The organism is Bacteroides rodentium JCM 16496, assembly GCF_000614125.1.
Lineage (GTDB): Bacteria > Bacteroidota > Bacteroidia > Bacteroidales > Bacteroidaceae > Bacteroides > Bacteroides rodentium.
Window position 1 is genome coordinate 23,213 of sequence record NZ_BAKJ01000006.1, and the last position, 21,592, is coordinate 44,804.

Here is a 21,592-nt window from a genome sequence, read left to right on the forward strand (position 1 = left end):
GGGTTTTCATTGCTGGAAGAGCTATTGCAGGATGATAGAAATATCCCACTATAATGGAGATTTCTATTCATGCAATTTTATTTCAGAAGATTTTTTAGCTGTATTCTTTGTTTTTTATCAAAATGATTTTTAGTGAATTGAGTGCTTATAATAGACTTTGGAGCTATATTGGATTTGGTGCGTGTATTGACTAGTTCGCAACCATATTCTATTTTTCCTTTGTCATCGTTGAGGTCTAAATAAAATAAATATTCTTCACCGGCTTTGGCACTTATTACTATGGGGGCTGTTAAAACTGTATTGCCAGTTTCCGTTCCATAAACAAACCTAAACCCGACATTGTTCATAGGAAAAATGAAATAGTAGTCATAATCGTTGACAAATTCAGCGTATGATTTGCCTAACCACCAATCATAGGAACCGTTGTTGTTCTGTATAGACGATTCATAATTTCCATTATTATCAAATGTGATGTGGTCACTGCTTCTATTCATTTCAAGACCATATAGTTCTATACCTGTATAAGCATCCATGTGCATGAAGGCGGCACAAATCAGTGCACCGGCAGGAGTGATATTCATTACAATGTCTTCGCTGGATTCACCTCTGATTGTGAATTTTGAACTTGTACATCCTAAAATCTTATAATGTAATCCGATAAGACCGGCATCTGTTATTGTGGTTTCTGAGAGATTAGTATGTTCACTTAAAATCCAATATTCTGTCCCGACATTAATTCCATCATATTCTACGACATCCGAAATTGCTACAGCTGTGTAATCGCCGTTAGGGAGATTTTTTGTAGAATTCATCAGAGAGGTGTAATTAGCAAAATATTGGGTTTCCTCTTCAACTAATATTCCTTTGGAATTATATATCAGCAAACGAATCCTTAATTTATGATCATTACTGAAAGACTCTAATTCGCCGTCATTTATTTCGTATGTGAAGGGAGCAATGACACCTGCGGGATTTATTTTGAAATTTGTTCCTTGACCGATTGTTATATCATCATTAGTACAAGATGTAAGTCCCGCAATAAGGGCGAACACCATAAATATATATTTTTTCATATCAATATTTTTTTATTAATGTTTATCTCTTGATTTATTTGTTCAGGCTGAACATCCAGCCGACAGCCACCGTTACAGTGCTTACTTTTCCGTTGAAATTTCCTGCCAATTCGCTCATCCCAAGGTTGTAGCGTGCGCTTGCGGTAAACCCGCTTTTATGTTTGTAGCCAACCCCGGCTGTAATCATGCAGTCAAATCCTTTCAGCTCTCCTGTGGCTATTGTCAATTTATTGGTTTTGATTTCATCGGGCGAACTGCTTAAAGAACCGACAATGGTGGGACCTACTTCAATGCTGAGTGAGGGCATCGGGTAATACTGGAGTAAGACGGGGACTTCAAAGTAGCTTAATTTCAAGTCTTCTATATCCGTCTTGATAGTGCGTTGTGAATACATGGCTTCTACCTGAATACCAAATAGGCCGGTACCACCGGGGCTTTTGGAAGTACGGCGGCCAAAATGGACATTGGCGGCGAGTCCACCTTGATAACCGAGTCCGCTTTTGGGATTCAAGCCAAAACCTTCATCTAATCCACTCATGGAAGAGAAATTGACTCCTGCTTTAGCACCTAAATAAATTTTATAAGAAGAGTCTACAATATTGGTTTGCAGAATTTCTTCTTCCTCTTGTGCCATAAGATTGGCTGCAAATGCAGTCATAACCAAGAAAAATAAAAACTTTTTCATTATTACAAATTTTAAATTAAATAAATGGTTTCACTTTAATCACTTTATTTTGTTTTAAACCGGTAGATGTCTCTGCCGTAATTTCCAGCTGCTTGCGCTCTTTTATCGCTTCACTGACAGTCGTTACCTTTGCACTGCTTCCGGGAGTAATGGACAAATTTCTCGTTTCGCTTATTATTCCTGCTCCTTTCAGAGTAAGCGTTATGTTCAGAACTTCAGTTGACCTGTTTTCCACCATGGCATATATTTCCACCTGATTCGATTTGTCTGCCCTTACATAACCGTCTTCGTCCATTTTGAAATTTGCGCTGACAATAGGTCCGGATAAAACGGGCGGAAGGGAAGCTATGTATTCGAAAGTTATATGTTGCTCGTCTTTCCACAATTGAAGTCCGTCTGCCATCAGCCCAAAATGAAAAGTTTTATTCTTCTCCTTTCCTTGGGGGGATGGAGTGATGTTATGAATCAACCTATTTGATGTAGTCACATAATTTTCAGACTTAGGCATTCCATTTTCTTCGTCTATATGCAAAGTAATTTGTTTGCCTATATATGCAGAAGGTAAATATATTGTGTAAGTGATTTCATCGGATTTCCCGTTCTTCACTTTTACGATATTGGTGCTAAGCTGTCCGCTGTAAGTTCCTGATTCTAATTTGAGAATACCGTATTTTCCGTCTTTTTTAACTCTCGCATATCCTCCTTTGAATGGAGATACTTCTTCGAATTGTACGGGTGTTACAATGCCGTTATGGTTAGCAAAACCATACTTGCCTTGTTCACTGATGATATTGATTTCATCTTTTTGAGCCGAACTGCTTTTCATGTTTTCAAGGACAATGGACTTACGATATTCGTAGTTCTTTATTTTTGTGCCCGAATATTTGGCTTCGCGGAGTATGCGTCCATTCTTATTGATGATGCAACGTTTTACCCCCACCATGCTGGCCTTGCCTTGTACATAGGCTTCACCCTTTTCATTAAAGGATGTTCCGGTCAATAATACATAACCTTGACTTTCTAATTCTGTGGTGAGTTCGCTGCCGTCATTTTTCAGATATGCCACCTCTTCTTCGTTCTTATGTATGCACGCTAAGCCCATATAAAAAGGATATGCTTTTGCATATTGGCATCCAATGGCGAGATTACCGTTAGGTTGCAGATAACCGTATTTGTTATTGTCATCACATACGGCCAATTTCCCATCGGAGAAAAACAGGTACTTATCCACGAAATAATTGTTGTTTATTCTGGTAAACTCTCCATTATGCTCTTTTATGATTCCTTTCACTTGATATTTGTCCGTATTGTAGTCCAAAGCCAATGCTAAATGTTCATGGAAAGGGGTAATGGTATCGCAGATAACCGGAATCAATATCTTCCCGGTAATATCAGTCAATCCAACTTTCCCCTGTTCCTTGATTTTGTAAAATCCGTCGCAGCACTCCTCCAACGATTCATACGTTGGAGGAGCAGACCATGTAACGGTTTGGGCATAGGTTGAATTACATAAAATACACAGCCAGAATATTATGTATAGTTGTTTCAGCATACTTATTGATTTTCTGTTCTTTCATACAATTCTTTGGCATATTTTGCCAATACACCCATAGACATCGTTGTGTATCTGATGGATTTATTGACGATACCCACTAAACGTCCTTTTTTATCTAATATCGGCGATCCGCTTGCGCCTCCAAAGACTTCTCCCTGTAAGTCAAATTCGTATTTACCAGGAGTTTTGCTGATTTTCACTTCATTCAGTCTGGGTATCAATCCTCCATCTGTATTATTTAGGTTTAAACTAATGCCTAAAGGATAACCGATGTAATAGTAATTTTCTTCCAAAGGACTTATTTTCTTTGCATCTGTCACAGCATTAGATATACTTATTATATTCTTTACAGTATTTGGGGTTTGTTTGCTGTTCAATTGTAAAATGGCCAAATCAATTTTTTCATCTTCTGATTCGGCTAAAACTGTACAACGCTCAAATTCATCTATAGAATTGTAATTGTGGTTAGCATAGCCTACCGCTATGTAGTCATGGACTCCGGTAATTTCAATGGGAGAGTTTATAAAACGTTTTATCCAAGCATTGAGCTTGGTTAAATCGACTCCCTTTTCTAGTAAATAGTAGATGCATACGGTTACATAATTTTGCTGGGAAACCAGTTGCTCAAGGTCTCCATTAGTACGGAGTTGGTTAAGAGGCAATAGTCGTTCTCTCAAAGCCGCCATATATTGTGATATGGCATCTTTATCTTCACTTGCCATATAGAACCAAGGACAGGCAACATGCCTATTTGTCAGCATCTTTCCGTCTTTAGAGATGAAAAATGCAGTACCTTCGTAACCCATTGGATTAGCAGGACTTTCTTGTAAGGTTTGATAGACTATTTCCGGCTCAATTATTCCCCATTCTCCGGTTTTCTTTTTGCCAAAAGAGTAACTTTCCGGATAAGGTATGTCTATTCCGTAATCTTTGAGTCCTTGTATAAAAGGATCGTCAGTCAATTTTGCAACGTAATGATAATAACCATGTACATAGGTTGTTGCTTGTATATAGTCTTTGGGCTTTCCTCCACCGGAAAATGAGTCCATAAAATATTTTCCTCCGAATATCACTCCAATTACTATTGCAGCTACGGCTGCTGCTTTCAGAATCTTATCCCAAGGTCTTGGAGGAATAAACCTTTTTACATCCACAGGTATCCCTCCACAAGCTATGGCATCATTCCGTTTTATTTTGACATTCTGTCCGTGGACAATTTTAGTTCCATTTACCGTAGTTCCGTTTTTACTGTGGTCTTGGATATAAGCTTTTCCATCCTTCCCGATTTTCAGAGTTGCATGAAAACGGCTGGCTGTATTTCCCGAAATCTGTATTTCGTTACGGAAGTTGGTGCCAATGCCATAAAGAGCCTTGAAGTTGCTGTTGTTTTCCTGCATCGGTATTTGGTTCCACATCAGTTCCATGTCTGCGAAGCGGATAGCATCTCCTCGGCGTATGGATACGGATGTCCCCGGTTTGATAGGCTTATTCATCAAGAATGTACCATTCCGGCTGTTTTTGTCCTCTAGCAAAATGTCACCATTATTTAATATTGTCATTTCTGCATGGAGTGAACTGACTTTGTCGCTTTGCAATACTATATCGCATGAAGCGTCTCTTCCTATTTTAAGTAGTCTCATGATATGAATGTTTTTTATCCAATGGGTCGGTTGTTTTTGTTTTTCGTTGAATCTTTAGGAACTACAGTCTTTTGTTCTTTCTCTGTTTTTTTGTCAACCTTGGGAGATTTTTTTTGAGGCGATTTAACCGAATCTGTCTTTTGTTTGTTATTCTTTATTTCTGTTGAATCTTTTTTGTTCTCTATATCTTTCTTTACGGTTGTGGTGTCTGTGGCAACCACTTCTTGATTGCAGTTTTGTGACTGATTGTCGGAAATATGCATATAACCGAAAATACCTCCGGCTATAAGCAATATTCCCACTGCTCCCATTATGCTATAGCGCATCATGGAGCTTGAAGCAGGAACTGCATTCCAATCCAACTTAGCTACATGGGCAAAAGAAATTATGTCTTTACGAGTAACGGGTACCGGTACATTTTGTGAGATTCGGATACCGTTTACATAGGTGCCATTCCGGCTTTGGTCTACAATTGTAATTTTTCCCGAAGATGATATATTAAGGATGGCATGGCGTCTGCTGATTACATCTGTGCTATCGTTTATCACGATATCACAGCCTTGGTCTCTTCCTATGGATAGTGCTTTCATAATGTATGTCCTTTTTATTGTAATTTGATTTCTTTTTTTAGTCTTTCGATTACACTTTGATTGATTGGATCTTTTTCTAAAGTATAAATAGCTTTTTCTATATCCCTTAGTTTGCTGTTCAGATGAATTGTATCTTTTTGCAAGCTTTCGGTCATTTGTTTTAATGAGTCTATTTTCATTACTTTTGCATCGGAAAGCTTATTATGTTGTTTTATGGTTGTGGTTGCCAAGAATATATTCATCACTATGCTGATAGTGCAGATTAATCCGATAGCTGCCATTATCCGTTTTATTTTTTTGCTCATTTCTTCTTTTTTTATAGAGTTCAACTTCGTTTCTATGATTGCCAAGGACAGGTTGTCGTGCCCGCCACCTGATAAACGTCCGGCATTGTCTATTTCTGTGGCAATTCCGTCCACAATTGGACCTAAGGCAATTTTCCTGTCCGTGGCAAGTCTTATTAAACATTTTTCTTCTATTGCGCCATGAATGCCATCAGTGCAAAGCAAAAAACGGTCTCCTGCCTCATATGGACGTTCGCTTATTTCAACTTCTAAATCAGGTTTTATGCCTAAAGCCCGAGTGATGATGTTGGATTGAGCAGAAAGGCGTGCTTGCTCTTCCGTAATGACTTTCTGCTTGACCAAATCGAAAACCATAGAATGGTCGAAAGTCCGATATATTTTAGATTTCCCCCTGAATTGGTATACCCGGCTATCGCCGACATGGGCAATGGTTGCCAATTGGGAGTTAACGATAATCACTGTGCATGTGGAACCCATTCCTTGCAATTCAGGCTGTTCTACTCCTTGATTGAGAATGGCCATGTTGGCACGACGGATTGCCTTTATAAGGATATTGCTCACTTTTTCCTGTTGGTCGGCTTCCATCACGCCTGCAATGATTTCATGTACGGCAATGGATGAGGCTGTTTTTCCTCCGGGACCTCCTCCCATGCCATCGCAGACTGTGACAAGAAAGCCTATCGGAGTATCTGCATAGCCAAAAGAATCTTGGTTCTCCGTTCTTCCTCCTATTCTGGATTCCGCAAATCCGAAAATCAGCGGAGATTCTGTCTTTAACTGTGTTAAATCCATAATGTTTTTAGATTAAAATAAATATTAGCAGTGCTATAATGGTGACTAAGGCAATTCCGCTGCTTATGCAGAGTATTTTATGCTTATCCACCCATTCCTGTAATTCTTCGGAAAAAGAGGCAGGGGGAAGCATTGCCTGTTGGATGGCAGCCTTGAACTCTAAAGCTGTTTGATAACGTTTCCCTTGTTCTTTTTCTGTAGCTTTCCATATCACCTGCATCAGCCTTCGTGGTATTAAGTCATTAGGCGGGAGCGCCTCGGTCATCTGCTTCTTTAGCGTCTCTGCTTCAGTAGGAGTGTCGAAAGGGTTATTTCCTGTCAGCAATTCATAAAAAGTGATGCCTAATTCATAAATGTCCGTAGCGGCATTTATCTGTATGGAGTGATTTCTGTCGCGGGTTATCTGCTCAGGAGCCGAATATTGCGGTGTACCGATGAAACCGAAAGCGGAAAACTGGTTTCCTCCATTCATGCGCGCAATTCCCAAATCCATCAGGCGAATGTTGGATTCATTTTCAATCATGATGTTAGAAGGTTTGATGTCTCGATGAATCACTCCACGAGAATGCACATAGTCCAAAGCATCTAATATAGGATAAATGATATGGCAAACTTTCTCCACTCGTTCAGGAGAATCTTTCAGATATTCCTCCACATACTCATCTATTTGCTTTCCTGAAACGAATTTGCTAAGGATAAATATGGGACCCGAGTTCGGGGCATATTCGCAATAGCCAATCATTTCTACTAAATTTTGATGACGGAAGGCCAAGGAAGCCTCCTGTTTAGCCCGTTCGCGAATCATTTTGTTATTAGCAAAATTGTCTTTCACGCGCTTAACGGCTATCCTTTCTCCGTTTTGACAACGGTATCCCATATACACCGTTCCCATAGCTCCACTTCCCAACGGTTCCTCCGCAGGATTGTAACAATACCATTCTCCCATTACGAATAAATAGATGAACGGGTCGTTAGGCCGTTGTATTACGCATTGTCTTTGCATCGTTACCTCCCTTCTTTAATGAGATTCAGGTTATACTCTTCGCCCAATTTTTCGATGGCTTGAATCAATTTTTGGTCTTGGGTATCTTTAGCGTTTTTCAATGCATGGCTCAAATATTTTTCAGACTCTTCGGTTTTTCTGCCTTCTAATGTTTTTCTATCGCCTATTAAATATTCTATACCTAAATCATAAAGCGAGTTACAATCGTTAGGATTGATGGAAACGGCTTTTTCCAGTAACTTCTTGGATTCTTGGTAGTCGGGCTTGATATTTGATAAACCTTTCAGGATGAAAATAGAGTCGGGAATGTTGTCCCATTCCGTTTTTTGGTACTTTGGGTCGAAATAGAGCTTACTCAATAAATAGGCCGCATCATAATTACCGGATGAAGCCAATGCTTGTAGAGCTTTGATGCCTTCCGACGCAGTCTGAGTGTCATGAAGCATATTCACTGCTTTTGCATAAGATATCGTTTTATTAGGATTTGGTTCTGGCTCTGAGCTGGGCTTTAATAATAAGAATATTATTGTGCCAACAATCGCTGTAGCGCCTATTCCTCCAATTATCCATTTGATGAGGTCTGGAGTCGGATCTGGATTGGGCGGCAATTTATCCACATCTACCTGAACTCGGCAGCGCTCTGATAGCGTAATTCCTGCTTTTTGTTAGTCGCCCTTTCGATAACATTTCTAATATCTTTCCGGGGAATCATTTTCAACGGCATGCGTTTATGTAACTGCATGTCAAGTACCTCATGATTGGCTCCTTCAAATGGGCGCTGCTTCATGAAGAGCTGGAAGAACAAAATGCCGATGGCGTAAATATCGGTGGTCGAATTCTGGTGCTTGACATCTCCTAATACCAATTCGGGAGCGGCATACCAAGGCTTACCCATGAATACTCCGGCTGTAGTCAGCCCTTTGTCATGGGTATTCAAAGTATTGATAGGTTTTGCTATACCAAAGTCTATCAATTTGATGTGCCCCTGTTTGGTTATCATAATGTTTGTCGGATCAATATCGCGATGTATATAACCGGCATCATGCAAAGCCATTATGCCGGACAATACGCTTCGTATAATTGTCATGGAAAAGCTCAGGGGATTATTCAGATAATCCCTGTATAACTTTTCCGCAAACGGAATATGGTTACCCTCTTGGTCGGTGGTCTTTCCTTGCAAAAGGTCGTCAAGCATCACTCCTTCCAGTAATTCGCTAACCACATGATATCTCTTTGTCACTTCCCCCATAGCCCCCTTTTCTTCTATTTCGATAAATCCAAGCATTTCTACCAAGTTATCATTTCGCAGTTGGATGGAGGCTTCACGGCGGGCGCGTTCTATTACGTGGTCGGGCAAATCATTGAACATGAATTTGATTGCCACATCACGTGATGTCCCGCTACACTCGTCAACACAACGACCTTTATATACTTTACCCATTCCGCCTTCACCTAAAGGGGTACTCGAAGAATCGAATTCATAGTAAAGCCGCTTTTGTTTTTCTATATCACTTTGCAGTTTGACAATAGCCATATAATTAATTTCTTGTTATGTTATAGTTTGGGTACTACATTCCTATGGTACCGCCAGGTTTAATGTTTCCATTGCCGTCCATACCTACAGTACCACTTATAGTGGAACTCCCATAATTGCTGCCGTTGAATGGAGGGGGATACATGCCGTCGCCGCCCGGGGTGGGTATAACCGGGAGAATAAGGGTCAAAATCATCATCGGTGACGGACTCTTCTTGTCTGTCTATAGGAATAAATCCCTCTGAAACTTTCAGGCCTAAAGATTTTACATCTACCAGCAATAATACTAGTTCATAATTTTCGCCAATTGTAATGATGTCGCCGTTAAAACATTCTACGGCGGAAAAACCTAAACTTTCCCCATTTACCATGGTACCATTGGTTGAGCGCGCGTCGCTGATGGAGGCTATAGTCTTTTCTGGATTTTTCATTTTGCGAACTACCAGGACTCCATGCTCTCTCGATACAGTTCCTTCACGCAGGCAGATGTCGCAGTTGGGAGAACTTCCTATTGTGTTTTGTCCCAAATAGAGCGGCCAATATTCACCTATGCCTTGGCGGGAAATGGAATATAAAAAACCTGCTACCGGTTTACCGCTTTGAAGTGTAGAACGTGAAGTGTTTTGAGTGGTACTTTGAGATGTGCCGGTAGCACTGTTTGCATTATCCATACCAGGGACTACTGTCCCTTTTGCTGCGGCTTTTCCATTTCCACCTCTTGAATAAAAGTCAGAAGATTCTCCTCTTCCATAAGAGCCGCTGGCTTCCATGCCGGGAACGACAGTTTTGTTTTGTGACATAATATTACTTTTTAATGATTAATTCAAATATTAGGTGCATGTCACTTTACAATAAAATGATATGTGCACTTTAAATCCTAATTCAAAATATTATTGCCAGCAGATTCCCGAACCGGACGGTCCTTTGTTTAGATTGATGAATGCAATACATATATAAAAAAAGCGCGGGAATCTGTGCTTGTCACTCGTCCCGCTTATCAAGGCCTTCGCATTGCCCAACCAGTCTGAACGAGCAACGCAGAAGCCCACGCCGATATGTACAACAACTTCCTGCGCTTTTTGTTGAAAAGCGCAGGAAGGATATAAACATACCCCGCAGACACCTACCGCTGCTTTGCTTTGACTGGTTATAAGAAGTTGCGAAGTTCTGATAAGCCAAAAACAAAACGTCAAGTAAACGTCTTTCTTATATATGTCATGCCCTCCCGCCCACCACCTCAATTTGAGGGAATCAGCGAGGGAACATCGCAAAACTACAAAAAATAATTTTAAAATTATGAAAGGAGGACGTGATTTTTGTTATAAACGGATGTAACTAAGGATTATCAGGTCAAAAAACGGCTCTATTATTCCTTATTTTTATTGGAAACCCGTTGACAGAGCTAAAATAAAAATGTAGTATTTGGCATTTTGGCAATGCGGCATTCTCCCTACCTGCTCCCTGTCTGCTCCCTACCAACTCCGTACCTGCTCCCAATATAAGGATACGGAGATAACCCGGTTCAAGCAGGGGGCAGATAGGAAGAAGACAGCAAAGCAAGGAACCATTCGGAAAGGCTATAACTTGTTCATTTGCAGGAAGTCGAGCAGATGGATGTGGTGGATTCCTTCGTAATTGCTGCCGCTGGTCCATTCATCAAGGCTGACCACGTATTTGGGATAGTTGTCTGTTATGGAAAGCAGATTGCCGAATTCCCGTTTGCGTGTCTGTTCATCGCCCAATTGGAATGTAGCTTGTGCATAGATGCGTGAATCACCGTCCAAAGCAACAAAATCCACTTCTTTATTTTCCTGCTGGCCGATAAACACTTTGGGATATAGAGTATGTAAATGGAGGTACACGGCATTCTCAATGAGTTTGTGTATATCGTTTTGAAAAGAAAATCCAAGGTAGCAATTGCGGAGTCCCAAGTCCTCAAAATAATATTTGTCGCCCAATTCGAACTTGCGTAGTCCTGTAATGTCAATCCGTGAGACCCGGTTTACAAGAAACGCGTCACCGAGCGATTTAAGATAGTTGATGACTTGCAGAGTGGAGATATTCACACGTTGTGACTTGAGATAGCGGCTGATGTTGTTGGCAGAAAATAGATTCCCCACATTGTCTGCCACATAATAGACCAGCGATTCAAGAAAATCCACATTCCGTATGCCTTCACGCTTCACCACGTCTTTTAGCAGAATGGTAGAATATACGTTGCGAAGGTATTCAAAGCTGATGTCTGCATCGAGCGGTAGATTGCCCAAGTAAGGCAATCCTCCGAAACTCAGGTAATGCCGTAAGGTGTCCTTGTCTGGTTGCAGGTGATGGAATTGTAGGAATTCGTTGAAGGTAAGGCTATGTACATGAAATTCTATGTAACGCCCGGAGAGATAGGTTGCCAATTCACCCGAAAGCATCGTGGCGTTGCTTCCTGTGACATAGATGTCGCAAGCATCTTCGGCCAGCAAAGACCGAAGTGCATGTTCAAATCCTTGGATGTCCTGCACTTCATCAATGAACAGATAACGACCGTCTGCATCGGTGGATTGGGCGAACGTGCGTGAGACTTCTGATAACAAGTCATCGCTTGTTCGAATATGTGCGAAAGCAGCCAACTCCTTATTGATAAAGAGTATCTCTGCTGTGGGATGGCTTTCTCGGATATGGTCGCATAGTTGCTGAAGCAGGCAACTTTTGCCAACTCGACGCTGTCCTGTAAGGACTTTGATGATATTTTTGCCGATAAAAGGAGCTATCCGTTTGGTATATTCCGGGCGTTCTATTATTTTTTTCATTTATTTCTATTAGGTATGATTTATAAACCTTGCAAATATATAGCATCTTATTAATCATACCAAACGAAATAAGCCAAATAAGCACTTTTGTTAGTTATGATTAATAGACTGATTGATAGACGCAGTGCTCTCGCCCTGCAATTTTTAGGGGAAAAACTTTAGTTTACATCACTTGCATGGCTATATTTCATTAATTAATGCTAAGTTTGCGCATGAATTGCATCAACCGATAAGCATTGAAACTATGTGGAAGAAGACGAGGATTTGTGAATTGTTGTGCATTTGGCTTGCGGCTACTGTCGTTTGGGGAGCCTGCACATCCGGTGAAGAAAAGATTGACCAAAGCGAAATGCAGTCGTTCGAATCTTTTTTTGCGGCAAATAGTGATTCTGTTTCCATCGCTCCTCGAAAAGTGCGGACACGGGCATTGCAACGTATGCGGATTGTCAAGGATAGCTTGGTACGCTATAATTATATGGCATTGGCGTTGAAAACTTGCCTGGTAACTTCGGATATAGATTCCGCATGGCTGATGATACGGCAGATAGATGAATTTATCCGGAAACAGCCGTTTTCACCTCAATTGGCAGATTTGCAGTCTGAATGCTTGAATATGAAAGGGAATATCAGTGCGAAGAGCGGGCATATGGATTCTGCCGAAGTCTATTTCAAAGAGGCATACGAGTATCGGATGCGGGGAATAAAGGTTGAAGTGATACCCGATATCCTGATGAATCTGGCTGATGCCAGTAACCGTTTGGGAAAACTCGATGTGGGAGCTGCCTGGTATAGGAAGGCGTTACTTTTGTGTGATTCTTTGCAGATAGCTTCCGATAAGAGGTTCCCTATTTATTATGGTTTGGCACAGATATATGTGGCTTTGCGGGATTTTGAACAGTGTGATTACTACTATAACCTTGCTGCCCAAGACTATGCCGATATGCTTCCTTTTGAAAAACATATCTATCTGAATAACCGGGGGACTTCCTATTATTATAGAGAGGATTATGCTACTGCCATTGACTATTTCAGGAAGGTAGTACGGCTGGTACGGGATTATCCTGATATGGTTTTTGAACAGAACTTGAGTTGGTTGAACCTGGGAGACTGCTTCCTTCAACTGAACGAGGCGGATTCTGCTGCCGAATATATCAATAAATGCCTTCCTTTCTTTGAAAAAATGAAAATATCTACGGTGGACTACTATATCGATACGCAGAAAATAGAATTGGCTCTGCTTCAGAAAGACTTTCAAGAGGCACGTCGTTTATTGTCCGAGAGTGTGGTCCCTCCGGGCATCGACCCTGATATGGTACATATCCGTAATAAATACCTTCAGCAGTTTTATGAGGAAACCGGCAACTACAAGAGGGCTTATCACTATCTGCAGAGGAACAACCAGCTTGATGATTCTATCAGGAATGAGCGTGTCCGGATGCGTACGGCAGACTTGACCTTGCGTTATCAGCAGGATTCTACCTTGATGGCACATCGGGTTTTGCTTCAGGAGCAGAAAAACGAGGTGCTGGTGCTGAGGCAGACACAGTTTGTCGTGTTTGCTGTAGCTGTTGTATCTATATTGACGGCGGTTTTCCTTTATCTGTACAGCAAGAAGAAACGTGCTTTGTTGCTTGCACGGAATCATCGCACGGTCTCTACACTTCGTCTGGAGAATATCCGTAACCGCCTGTCCCCTCATTTCATCTTCAATGTGCTGAACCGGGAGATGGTGGAGCGGAATGTGGAAGAAAAGCAAGAGCTTTCGTCGCTGGTAAAACTGATGCGTCGCAATCTGGAATTGGCGGAACAACTGTGTGTAACCTTGGCAGAGGAGCTGGATTTTGTGAAAACATATATCGACCTGGAACGCCGTTCTTTAGGTCCGGATTTTCATTCGGAACTGAGGATAGAAAAGGATGTGCAGCCGGAGCAAATAAGGATTCCGTCTATGATGATTCAAATTCCGGTTGAAAATGCAGTGAAGCATGCGTTGCGCGAGAAGGAAGGACGGCGTAACCTTTGGGTTTCGGTCTGCCGCCGGGGAAACGGTATCTGTATAAAGATAACGGATAATGGTGGCGGTTATCGTCCGGACAGCCGGAACCGGGGCACGGGGACAGGAATGAAAGTCATTATGCAGACCATTCAGATCCTCAACAATAAGAACAAGGAGGCCATTGATGTTTCAGTACACAATGTCTCCCTGCAGAGTGGCGAGATGGGCTGTGAGGTGACTTTCCGGTTGCCCGACAACTACGATTACAGAATTTAAAAGAACCGTTTAATCTTGTTTTTTGCAAGGATAGGCATACTTACGGACAAATAGTCCGTAAATGGTCTTCTATTGCTTTGTATGGGAGTAGGATTATGTATATATTCGCGAAAAGAATAACATAAAAGGGACATGGATAGATATAAGGTTGCGATAGTTGACGACGATGAGGTGGCTCTTGAGAATCTGAGTTTTGAATTGGGAAAGGATGCACGCTTCTTCTTGAAAGGAACTGCCCGTAATGGTAAACAAGGGAAAAAGCTCATTGCCAAGGTACAGCCGGATTTGTTGTTCTTGGATGTGGAACTGCCGGACATGACTGGAATGGAATTACTGCAGGAAATACGTGACAGTGTTTCGTGGAACATGCGGATTGTTTTCTATACGGCTTATGACAAGTACATGATTCAGGCTATCCGGGAGGCTGCGTTCGACTATCTGTTGAAACCTTTTGAAGAGCAGGAGTTGCGGGATATTCTTGCGCGTTTTGTAGAGCAGGCAGAGGCTGGGCAGAGAATGTCATATCCCATTGGTGCACCGTTGCATACCGGACAGACATTTATCGTATTTACGCCAACCAATGATATGCGTGCGTTGCGTCCGGCTGAAATCGGTTTTTTTCGCTATTGTTCCGAGCGTAAACAATGGGAGGTGATACTGAACAACCAGCCGCCGTTGGTGTTGCGTCGCGGAATGACTGCTGAGCAGATTACTCAATATTCATCCAGTTTCGTGCAGATACATCAATCGTATATTATCAACATTGATTATCTGATGATTATAAAGGATAGTAAATGCATGCTTTATCCACCATTTGACAAAGTGACGGAACTGCTGGTTTCCAGAAAGTATAAGAAAGAACTGCAAGACAGATTCTGCTTGTAAAGTGATAAGAATTATTTGGTTAGGGAGTTGACGCCGCAGGCTTTGGTGGCGTTGACGTAAAGAAAAGGCATTGAACCTCTAAAGTCCAATGCCTTTTTATTTATCAATACTATTTTCGTATCTATCAGAAGCGAAGTTTATTTCACTTCTATACCTTTGTTCTGCAGCGTGACGTTCAATACTCTGGCATAATCAGCATATTGCTTTTCATTCAAAGTCTTTTTCATCAACTTCAGATTACCATAAACTGCATTACGGAGTAACTTCTCCTGATTCTTCTTGGAATTTGTGGCGCGTTCCATCTGTTCTGTAAAATATTCGCAGATGTTTGCCACTTCTTCATGCTGGTTGGCATTCAGCTTCAGATACTTACTCAACTTTGTTATATTGATGTTACCTTCCCATTTTGCAGTTGTAGGTTGGTTTCCTGCTGCAAATGTTGTAGCAGTCAGGCAGACTGCTGCCACTAATGTTAATCCTAAACGTTTCATAATACCTACTTTTTAATTGTTATTCCTAAAAACTAATCTCAATCTAATACCTATTGAAAACTCTCTAAGCGCTTAGCTTTTTCTTTTTACCTATGCAAATGTAGGTATATGTTTTATAACACAAAAATGAATAAAGGAAAAAATATAGTTTATACCTCCATTTCTTGATTTAAATCAATTTTGTAGTGTGAAAATGCTTTGTTTGGATGCTTTTTGTAATACGAATGTAATGTAGGTTAAATGAAATTCAGTTTATTATAATGGATAAAAGGATTTTTATTAGTCAAAATGTTATCGCCAAACAGTTTCGGGCAATTCTATGATTACTCTGTTTTCCGAGCAGACTCCCACAAAGCCTAATCCACCTACGACGTTGCAAGGCAGACTGATAGGTTCCATTAAAGTATCGTCGTAATCCCCATCATCCAGGCAGTTTAAGGCTTTCAGATAGCGGTATTCGGCTTCAGTGATGCTAAGCAGCCGTACGGTGATGGTTTGTTTGCGGGATATATGGTCGTAGTAGTGTCCCTCTACCGGATAATATTCTTGGTAGAGAGGGGTATATACTTTCAAAGTGGCATAGGAGTCACGGAAAGTGTTATCATTGAATATATTGTATTTGTTATTGATGGTGGGAAACAATTCATTTTCTTCATCATCATAGTTTCCGGGGTGGCCGTCAGTCAGTATAACATCTTCCCGGTTAATGATTTCGTTCTGCCGGGGAGCAAGGATGGTAGTGTCTCTGGGTATGAAGGCCCAATGCCAAGAGCCGTCCTCGTCTTCCACTTTGATAGGATTGCCGTTTTCATCATTCAGGTATTCTGTCCATTTGCAATAGTAACTACGGTCATTCCAAATGTCCAGCCGGTAGTAGTTCTTCTCGTTGGGGCGGTCTTGCAATGTAATTTTGTATTGGCGGTAAAGGGTTTGTCCGCTGTACTCGCGCAGGTAGGCCAGGCAAGTGTCCACGTGCAGGCTCTCTATCGGTTGCGGTACAGTGGCCTCGGCACTGACATGGTATTTCCCGTTTTCGGCAGTGGCTTCCAGACGTATGTTGTCACCGGGATGTAGTGTGCTGGTCAGACGATATTTCTTGAAACGTATACTTTTCAGTAATGATTCATAAACGTCCTTATCAAGTTCTCCTTCCAGATGCCCATAAATTTCTTCCGGGGAAACCGCTTTCGGAGTTTCTGCTATTTTGCCATTGATGTAGAGGGAAAGAGTTGCTTCGTTCAAATGTTCAATACTATAGCCCTCGCTTAAATGGAGATAGACATCATTCTCAGCTTGTCCGGTTTCGAGCAAGGCGTTCATGATGATTTGCGGATCTTGTTGTCCGGGATTGTAAGGAATCTCGTTTTCGCAGGCTGTTAGGAAGCCTACAATAGTTATATATATAATAAGGTGTAATTTCATTTTTGTTTTCATATGCCGGATTTGTGTTTAAAATCTGTAAGTATAGGTAACTGAAGGGATGCAGGGCAGGATGGTCAGTTTTTTGATACTGATTTTCCCTTCCTCTTTATGTTCTATGAATCCTCCATTACCATCCGGTTGGTATAGATAACTGCTTTTCTTGTATTTGCTGTAAACGATGTTCGGATTCATGGCATTATATGCATTGTAGATACTGATATTCCAGGTACGCATACCATGTTTGGTCTTCTTGTTGAAGTTGACGCCTAGGTTCAAACGATGGCTGGCAGGCAGGCGATAGTTGTTGCGTCCGGAGATGTAGCCAGTCTCTTCGATGACTCCATCGGGGCTGACGATAATAGTTGCCTTTTCGGGGATAGTGATACATCCACCGGTATTGAATATCCAGGAAGCTCCTGCATCAATGCGGTCGCTGAACTTATGGCTGAGATTGAGGCTGATGCTGTGGCGGCGGTCATATTTGTAGGGGAACCATCGGCCTTGGTTGATGGTACCGTTCTTAAAACGGTGATCGGTCTTGGATAGGGTATATGCCAGCCAGCCGGTAGTCTTGCCCAATGTTTTCTGTGCCATCAGTTCCAGACCGAAGGAGCGGCCTTCGCCCATTTCTACTTTTTCTTCCCAGTTGGTGGAGGTGCCGAAGAAGGATACACCGTCTTGATATTCAAGTATGTGTTTCATCTGTTTATAATACCCCTCGACGGAGAACTCCCAACCCGTCAGTCCGGAATAGTAGCCTCCTATGGAGAACTGGTTGGCATACATCGGACTGATGTCTTTGGTAATGGGCACCCAGAGGTCGGTAGGCATAGACAGCGGAGTGGAGGACAGCATATGCACATACTGTGCCATGCACGTATAGGATGCTTTGGCAGAATATCCTTGTCCGAGGTCATAGCGGGCGGAAAGGCGGGGCTGCAGCGAATAGTAGCTTTTTCCTTGTGTGTGGAACAGCGATGTGCGTACACCTGCATTCAGACTGAGCCTGGCGTTTACATTGAAATTGTCTTCGGCGTAAAGGGAGATTTCTTGTCCGCGCATGGCATGGCTGTTGCTGGTATTGTAAACCGTATCTTCCTGGAGGGCGCCATTATCTATATCTTGTATTTTCGAGGTAGCTATTCCCGGACGGAACGTATGGTGGATGTACTCTGCACCGAACTTGATGTGGTGCTGCGGCATGGGGGTGTAGTCAAAGTCCATACGTGCACTCCAGTCACGGATACCGGAGCTGAACTTGGAGGAGTAATAGTATCTGTCTTGTACTTTATTGGCTACAGTATAGGTATCTTCCGTGTCTGCGTCCAGCCCCATCTCATATTTGTTGTATGAGACGGTGGTGTTGCAAAACAGCTTGCTGTTGAATACATAGTTCCAGCGACCGTAGGCGATGGTGTTCCCCCAATTCAGATGGCTGTTGTCCTTGGAATAATTCTTAATGCTGTTGTCGTAATGGTCACCGTGGTAGTAACTGTCATAATGATAGTGGTCCTTCCCCTTGTAGAAACTGAGGAAGATGCGGCTACGGTCGCTGAACTTATGGTTGACCTTTGCATTGACGTCGTAAAAATAGTAGTTGTATTTGTCGGAATAGGTGTCGTCTTTGTCTACAATGAGATTTTTGAAGAATAGGGTGGGGATGGCCCGTGCGCTGAAGCTGAACGAAGTCCTCCCTTTCCTGATAGGCCCTTCCAGATGCAGCTTGTCCGTCAGCAGCCCGATGCTGAGTGCCCCGTGGTATTTGTGCATATCCCCGTCGTTGGTACGCACATCCACGATGGACGAAAGGCGCCCGCCGTAGCGGGCGGGAAAGGAGCTTTTGAAGAGTGTGGTGTTCTTCACTGCTTCGGGCGTGAAGATGGAGAAGACACCCATCAGGTGGTCGGCGTTGTAGACAGGGATGCCGTCCAGCATCACCAGATTCTGGTCGGAGCTTCCGCCGCGCACGTACATGCCGGCAAAGCCCTCCATGCCGGCTTGCACGCCGGGCATCAGCTGGATGGTCTTCAGCAGGTCAGCCTCCCCGAGTATGGCGGGGGTGTGCTTGATTTGTGCCATCGGTATCTCATGTGCTCCCATGGCTGTACTTTCTATGCCGGCTTCCCGCTTGTCCGAGAGCACTACGACCTCTGCCAGCTGGTTATGGCTGTCCAATCTGACGTTGAGCAAGGTGTCTTTCGCCAGCCTGAACCGGCTGTGCCGGCTTTTGTAGCCAGGTAGGAGAAAACCAGTTCCGTTTCCCCTTCCGGCAGGGTGAGGGAATAGAAACCGAAAGGATTGGTGGCAGTACCTGTGGAACGACGACTCTCAAGGATATTGGCACCAATCAGCGTCTCGGAAGACGCTCCGTCGGTCACGTATCCGCTGATAGTGAACTTACGGCTAACGGGTTTCTGCGGCACGGGCCGCTTATGGAGCAGAATGTGCTTTCCGGATATCTCGAACGTGATGGGTTCGTTTTCAAAGGCACGTTGCAATATCTCACTGATGTTCTTTTGTTTCACCTCCAGTGTGATGCGGTGCGTGAGCTTTACTTCTTCCCCATAGATGAAGGAGAATCCGGTTGCGTTTTCCAAGTGCTTCACGAAGCTCTCCAGGGTTGCGTTTCGGATGCTTAGGTCCATGCGTGTTTCCTTGCTTTGTGCCTGCGCGTGGAGCGGGGCGCTTAAAAGAACCACGCACATCAGGAGCAAGGTTCTGATGTGGTGGCGTGAACAGATAGTAGAATCAGTCATTGTCAGTTAAGTTTAGTGGTAAAGCATAATGATGTTGTTCTCTTTCTTATAGTCGAAGCCTCCGGCATCGCGCAGCAGGTCGAGGATTTCTGTAAGACTCTCCCCTTCGCGGAAGGTTGCCGTCATGCGGTATGCCTTCAGGCTGTCTCCCTCGATACGTATCTCGGTATGGAACGTTTCTTCCAGCCGACGGGCGATTTCCTGCAAGGGTTGTTGCTCAAATGTCATTACGCTGTGGGTCACTGCCGCTTCTTCGATGGTGCGCACATCTTCTGTGGGCATGGCTTTCCGTTGCGGCGCCACATATAGGTAGTGATATGCCGCCCAGCTCGTGACGCATAGCAACACTACGGCGGCGGCGCTTGCGGCACGCATCCAGAGGCGCTTCATGCTGTGGCGGCGTTTGTGCAGGCGGCTTTCCAGCAGTTTCCAGCTCTCATCTGCCGCAAAGCGTCCGCGCGGCGAGCGGGTGGAGGCAACCAGCCTGTCCAGTACTTTGTCGAAGTTTTCGTTGTTTATCTTCATCTTTTCTTTTTAGCTATATCTTAAAGAGCCAATCACTCTTTTTCTGCTGATAAAGACAGCTGCTTTTCAGGAACTCCCTACGAAGGTATGGTAAAAGAATGTTAATGATGGGTGGACGCCCGTTTATGAATGACATCCCAGGTTTTATAGTCAAACAAAATTGGTTTGCGAAAAATACGGAGTAACTTACTTCTCCTCCTCCGGGGAGGAGGAGTACCCGTAGGGGGAGGTGGTAGCGATACACACTGTACTGCTTTTCACTGCTTTATGCTCCCTACCACCCCGCCCGTTGGGCACCCCTCCTCCGGAGGAGGGGAAGTAAGATACTCTCTCTATTCGCTTCTCTTTTCGCAAATCATTTCTGTTCTACTATAAGAATATCAGTCCGCTCCCTACCTGCTCCCTGTCTGTCCGGTGCTATCTCCGTATCTATATGTACGGACCAAGTACAGACCAGGTAAGGAGCGGGTGGTAAGATGTCTCATTTTTTAGGTTTCGCGCATGATTTAATTCTGCCAACAGGTAAAGTATTAATAAAAAACATGCTGAGTATTAAGGATAAAGTTTCCCGGTATATGGATGGAGGGTTTTCCTCAGCCTTGTTTTTTCTATCCCAAGCCTTGGGATAGAAAAACCAAGGCTCGGGATACATATCCCCAAACTTAGGACAGACAGTCTGAAGCTGCACTTCAGGAGAGGCTCTAAGAGAGGGGGCGGTTCATTCCGTCAGCAACGCTTCTTTGAGCCTTGTCAGTGCCTTTTGCAGTTGCGCATCTACCGTTTTTGTGCTGATATTCAGCTCTTCCGCCACTTGTGCATAGCTCTGTTTCTCTTCGCGCAGGCGGATGAAGACTTCGCGGCAGCGCTCCGGAAGGCGGTCCAGTGCTTTGACATAGCGGGCAAACAGTTCTTCGCTGATAAGCACCTCTTCGGGAGAATCGTTCTGTGCAGAGGGTTCGGGCAGCTGTTCCGAAGCCCATACCGGTTGTCGGTTCTCCTTCTCCAGATAGTTGAGTGAGGCGTTTTTGGTAAGGATAAAGCAGTAATCCTCTATATTGTTCACTTCCGGCAGCCGGGCGCGTTGTTCCCAAAGCTTCATGAAGACGTCGAGCACAATCTCCTGCGCCCACTCCTCGTGCTTTACGAAATAGCAGGCAATGCGGAACAGACGGTCGTAGCACAGATTGTAGAAACTGTGGAAAGCCCGTTCCGAGTCTTCTTCCTTCATTTGGCGCAAGTAGCGTCTGATTTCTTGTTCGGTCATGC

At 43.2% G+C, this 21,592-nt stretch carries 18 protein-coding genes and 1 pseudogene; 2 read left to right on the top strand and 17 right to left on the bottom strand.

Annotated elements, in window-relative coordinates:
• Positions 1–77: 77 nt before the first annotated feature.
• The 11 genes from JCM16496_RS03995 to JCM16496_RS04040 all read right to left on the bottom strand — a co-directional run bounded on the left by JCM16496_RS03995 (position 78) and on the right by JCM16496_RS04040 (position 11,975).
• Positions 78–1,073, bottom strand: a complete 996-nt coding sequence (locus tag JCM16496_RS03995; protein ID WP_025832465.1) for a hypothetical protein — start codon at positions 1,071–1,073, stop codon at positions 78–80.
• Between the two features lie 34 nt (positions 1,074–1,107).
• Positions 1,108–1,758, bottom strand: coding sequence for a porin family protein (locus JCM16496_RS04000; protein ID WP_128809438.1), 651 nt, complete (start codon positions 1,756–1,758; stop codon positions 1,108–1,110).
• A gap of 16 nt (positions 1,759–1,774) precedes the next feature.
• Positions 1,775–3,076, bottom strand: a complete 1,302-nt coding sequence (locus JCM16496_RS04005) for a WG repeat-containing protein (RefSeq protein ID WP_159102433.1) — start codon at positions 3,074–3,076, stop codon at positions 1,775–1,777.
• Between the two features lie 236 nt (positions 3,077–3,312).
• Positions 3,313–4,953 carry an FHA domain-containing protein gene (locus JCM16496_RS04010; RefSeq protein WP_128809439.1) on the bottom strand — a complete coding sequence of 547 codons (1,641 nt, stop codon included), beginning with the start codon at positions 4,951–4,953 and terminating at the stop codon, positions 3,313–3,315.
• A 14-nt stretch (positions 4,954–4,967) separates the two neighbouring features.
• Positions 4,968–5,543: an FHA domain-containing protein gene (locus JCM16496_RS04015; protein ID WP_025832474.1), complete on the bottom strand. Its 576-nt coding sequence runs from the start codon at positions 5,541–5,543 to the stop codon at positions 4,968–4,970.
• Positions 5,544–5,557: 14 nt separating this feature from the next.
• Complete coding sequence (locus JCM16496_RS04020; RefSeq protein ID WP_025832475.1) at positions 5,558–6,640, bottom strand: PP2C family protein-serine/threonine phosphatase; 1,083 nt, start codon at positions 6,638–6,640, stop codon at positions 5,558–5,560.
• A 7-nt stretch (positions 6,641–6,647) separates the two neighbouring features.
• The gene (locus tag JCM16496_RS04025) at positions 6,648–7,643 is read right to left on the bottom strand and encodes a serine/threonine-protein kinase (RefSeq protein ID WP_025832476.1); all 996 of its coding nucleotides are present in this window, start codon (positions 7,641–7,643) and stop codon (positions 6,648–6,650) included.
• A 2-nt stretch (positions 7,644–7,645) separates the two neighbouring features.
• Positions 7,646–8,260 (bottom strand): tetratricopeptide repeat protein, encoded by a 615-nt coding sequence (locus tag JCM16496_RS21385; RefSeq protein WP_128809440.1) that lies wholly within the window; start codon positions 8,258–8,260, stop codon positions 7,646–7,648.
• 2 nt (positions 8,261–8,262) lie between these two features.
• Positions 8,263–9,177 (bottom strand): serine/threonine protein kinase, encoded by a 915-nt coding sequence (locus tag JCM16496_RS21390; protein ID WP_128809441.1) that lies wholly within the window; start codon positions 9,175–9,177, stop codon positions 8,263–8,265.
• A 59-nt stretch (positions 9,178–9,236) separates the two neighbouring features.
• Positions 9,237–9,977 (bottom strand): FHA domain-containing protein, encoded by a 741-nt coding sequence (locus JCM16496_RS04035; RefSeq protein ID WP_025832477.1) that lies wholly within the window; start codon positions 9,975–9,977, stop codon positions 9,237–9,239.
• A gap of 777 nt (positions 9,978–10,754) precedes the next feature.
• The gene (locus tag JCM16496_RS04040) at positions 10,755–11,975 is read right to left on the bottom strand and encodes an ATP-binding protein (protein ID WP_025832478.1); all 1,221 of its coding nucleotides are present in this window, start codon (positions 11,973–11,975) and stop codon (positions 10,755–10,757) included.
• A gap of 244 nt (positions 11,976–12,219) precedes the next feature.
• Here JCM16496_RS04040 and JCM16496_RS04045 point away from each other — a divergent pair, with 244 nt between their 5' ends.
• Positions 12,220–14,247, top strand: a complete 2,028-nt coding sequence (locus JCM16496_RS04045; RefSeq protein WP_025832479.1) for a tetratricopeptide repeat-containing sensor histidine kinase — start codon at positions 12,220–12,222, stop codon at positions 14,245–14,247.
• A gap of 132 nt (positions 14,248–14,379) precedes the next feature.
• On the top strand, positions 14,380–15,132 hold the full coding sequence (locus tag JCM16496_RS04050) for a LytR/AlgR family response regulator transcription factor (protein WP_025832480.1): 753 nt from the start codon (positions 14,380–14,382) through the stop codon (positions 15,130–15,132).
• Positions 15,133–15,269: 137 nt separating this feature from the next.
• Here the strand turns inward: JCM16496_RS04050 and JCM16496_RS04055 are convergent, their stop codons facing one another.
• From JCM16496_RS04055 to JCM16496_RS04075, 6 genes and pseudogenes are all read right to left on the bottom strand, one after another.
• Entirely contained in the window at positions 15,270–15,623 is a 354-nt protein-coding gene (locus JCM16496_RS04055; RefSeq protein WP_025832481.1) for a hypothetical protein, read from the bottom strand.
• 291 nt (positions 15,624–15,914) lie between these two features.
• Positions 15,915–17,057 (bottom strand): DUF4249 domain-containing protein, encoded by a 1,143-nt coding sequence (locus tag JCM16496_RS04060; RefSeq protein WP_025832483.1) that lies wholly within the window; start codon positions 17,055–17,057, stop codon positions 15,915–15,917.
• 15 nt (positions 17,058–17,072) lie between these two features.
• Positions 17,073–19,750: pseudogene (locus tag JCM16496_RS04065) on the bottom strand (TonB-dependent receptor).
• A gap of 63 nt (positions 19,751–19,813) precedes the next feature.
• Positions 19,814–20,326, bottom strand: coding sequence for a DUF4974 domain-containing protein (locus JCM16496_RS04070; protein ID WP_128809442.1), 513 nt, complete (start codon positions 20,324–20,326; stop codon positions 19,814–19,816).
• A gap of 186 nt (positions 20,327–20,512) precedes the next feature.
• Positions 20,513–20,680 (bottom strand): hypothetical protein, encoded by a 168-nt coding sequence (locus JCM16496_RS22635; RefSeq protein WP_159102434.1) that lies wholly within the window; start codon positions 20,678–20,680, stop codon positions 20,513–20,515.
• Between the two features lie 364 nt (positions 20,681–21,044).
• A complete protein-coding gene (locus JCM16496_RS04075; RefSeq protein WP_025832485.1) occupies positions 21,045–21,590 on the bottom strand; it encodes an RNA polymerase sigma-70 factor in 546 nt (181 codons plus the stop codon).
• Positions 21,591–21,592: the final 2 nt, after the last annotated feature.

Bases quoted from the DNA above. Each gene is read 5' to 3' on its own strand.
- JCM16496_RS04070 (WP_128809442.1), bottom strand. From the start codon at position 20,326: ATGAAGATAAACAACGAAAACTTCGACAAAGTACTGGACAGGCTGGTT.
- JCM16496_RS04045 (WP_025832479.1), top strand. From the start codon at position 12,220: ATGTGGAAGAAGACGAGGATTTGTGAATTGTTGTGCATTTGGCTTGCG.
- JCM16496_RS04060 (WP_025832483.1), bottom strand. From the start codon at position 17,057: ATGAAAACAAAAATGAAATTACACCTTATTATATATATAACTATTGTA.
- JCM16496_RS04010 (WP_128809439.1), bottom strand. From the start codon at position 4,953: ATGAGACTACTTAAAATAGGAAGAGACGCTTCATGCGATATAGTATTG.
- JCM16496_RS03995 (WP_025832465.1), bottom strand. From the start codon at position 1,073: ATGAAAAAATATATATTTATGGTGTTCGCCCTTATTGCGGGACTTACA.
- JCM16496_RS04055 (WP_025832481.1), bottom strand. From the start codon at position 15,623: ATGAAACGTTTAGGATTAACATTAGTGGCAGCAGTCTGCCTGACTGCT.
- JCM16496_RS21390 (WP_128809441.1), bottom strand. From the start codon at position 9,177: ATGGCTATTGTCAAACTGCAAAGTGATATAGAAAAACAAAAGCGGCTT.
- JCM16496_RS04075 (WP_025832485.1), bottom strand. From the start codon at position 21,590: ATGACCGAACAAGAAATCAGACGCTACTTGCGCCAAATGAAGGAAGAA.
- JCM16496_RS04000 (WP_128809438.1), bottom strand. From the start codon at position 1,758: ATGAAAAAGTTTTTATTTTTCTTGGTTATGACTGCATTTGCAGCCAAT.
- JCM16496_RS04040 (WP_025832478.1), bottom strand. From the start codon at position 11,975: ATGAAAAAAATAATAGAACGCCCGGAATATACCAAACGGATAGCTCCT.
- JCM16496_RS04050 (WP_025832480.1), top strand. From the start codon at position 14,380: ATGGATAGATATAAGGTTGCGATAGTTGACGACGATGAGGTGGCTCTT.
- JCM16496_RS04025 (WP_025832476.1), bottom strand. From the start codon at position 7,643: ATGCAAAGACAATGCGTAATACAACGGCCTAACGACCCGTTCATCTAT.
- JCM16496_RS04015 (WP_025832474.1), bottom strand. From the start codon at position 5,543: ATGAAAGCACTATCCATAGGAAGAGACCAAGGCTGTGATATCGTGATA.
- JCM16496_RS04020 (WP_025832475.1), bottom strand. From the start codon at position 6,640: ATGGATTTAACACAGTTAAAGACAGAATCTCCGCTGATTTTCGGATTT.
- JCM16496_RS04035 (WP_025832477.1), bottom strand. From the start codon at position 9,977: ATGTCACAAAACAAAACTGTCGTTCCCGGCATGGAAGCCAGCGGCTCT.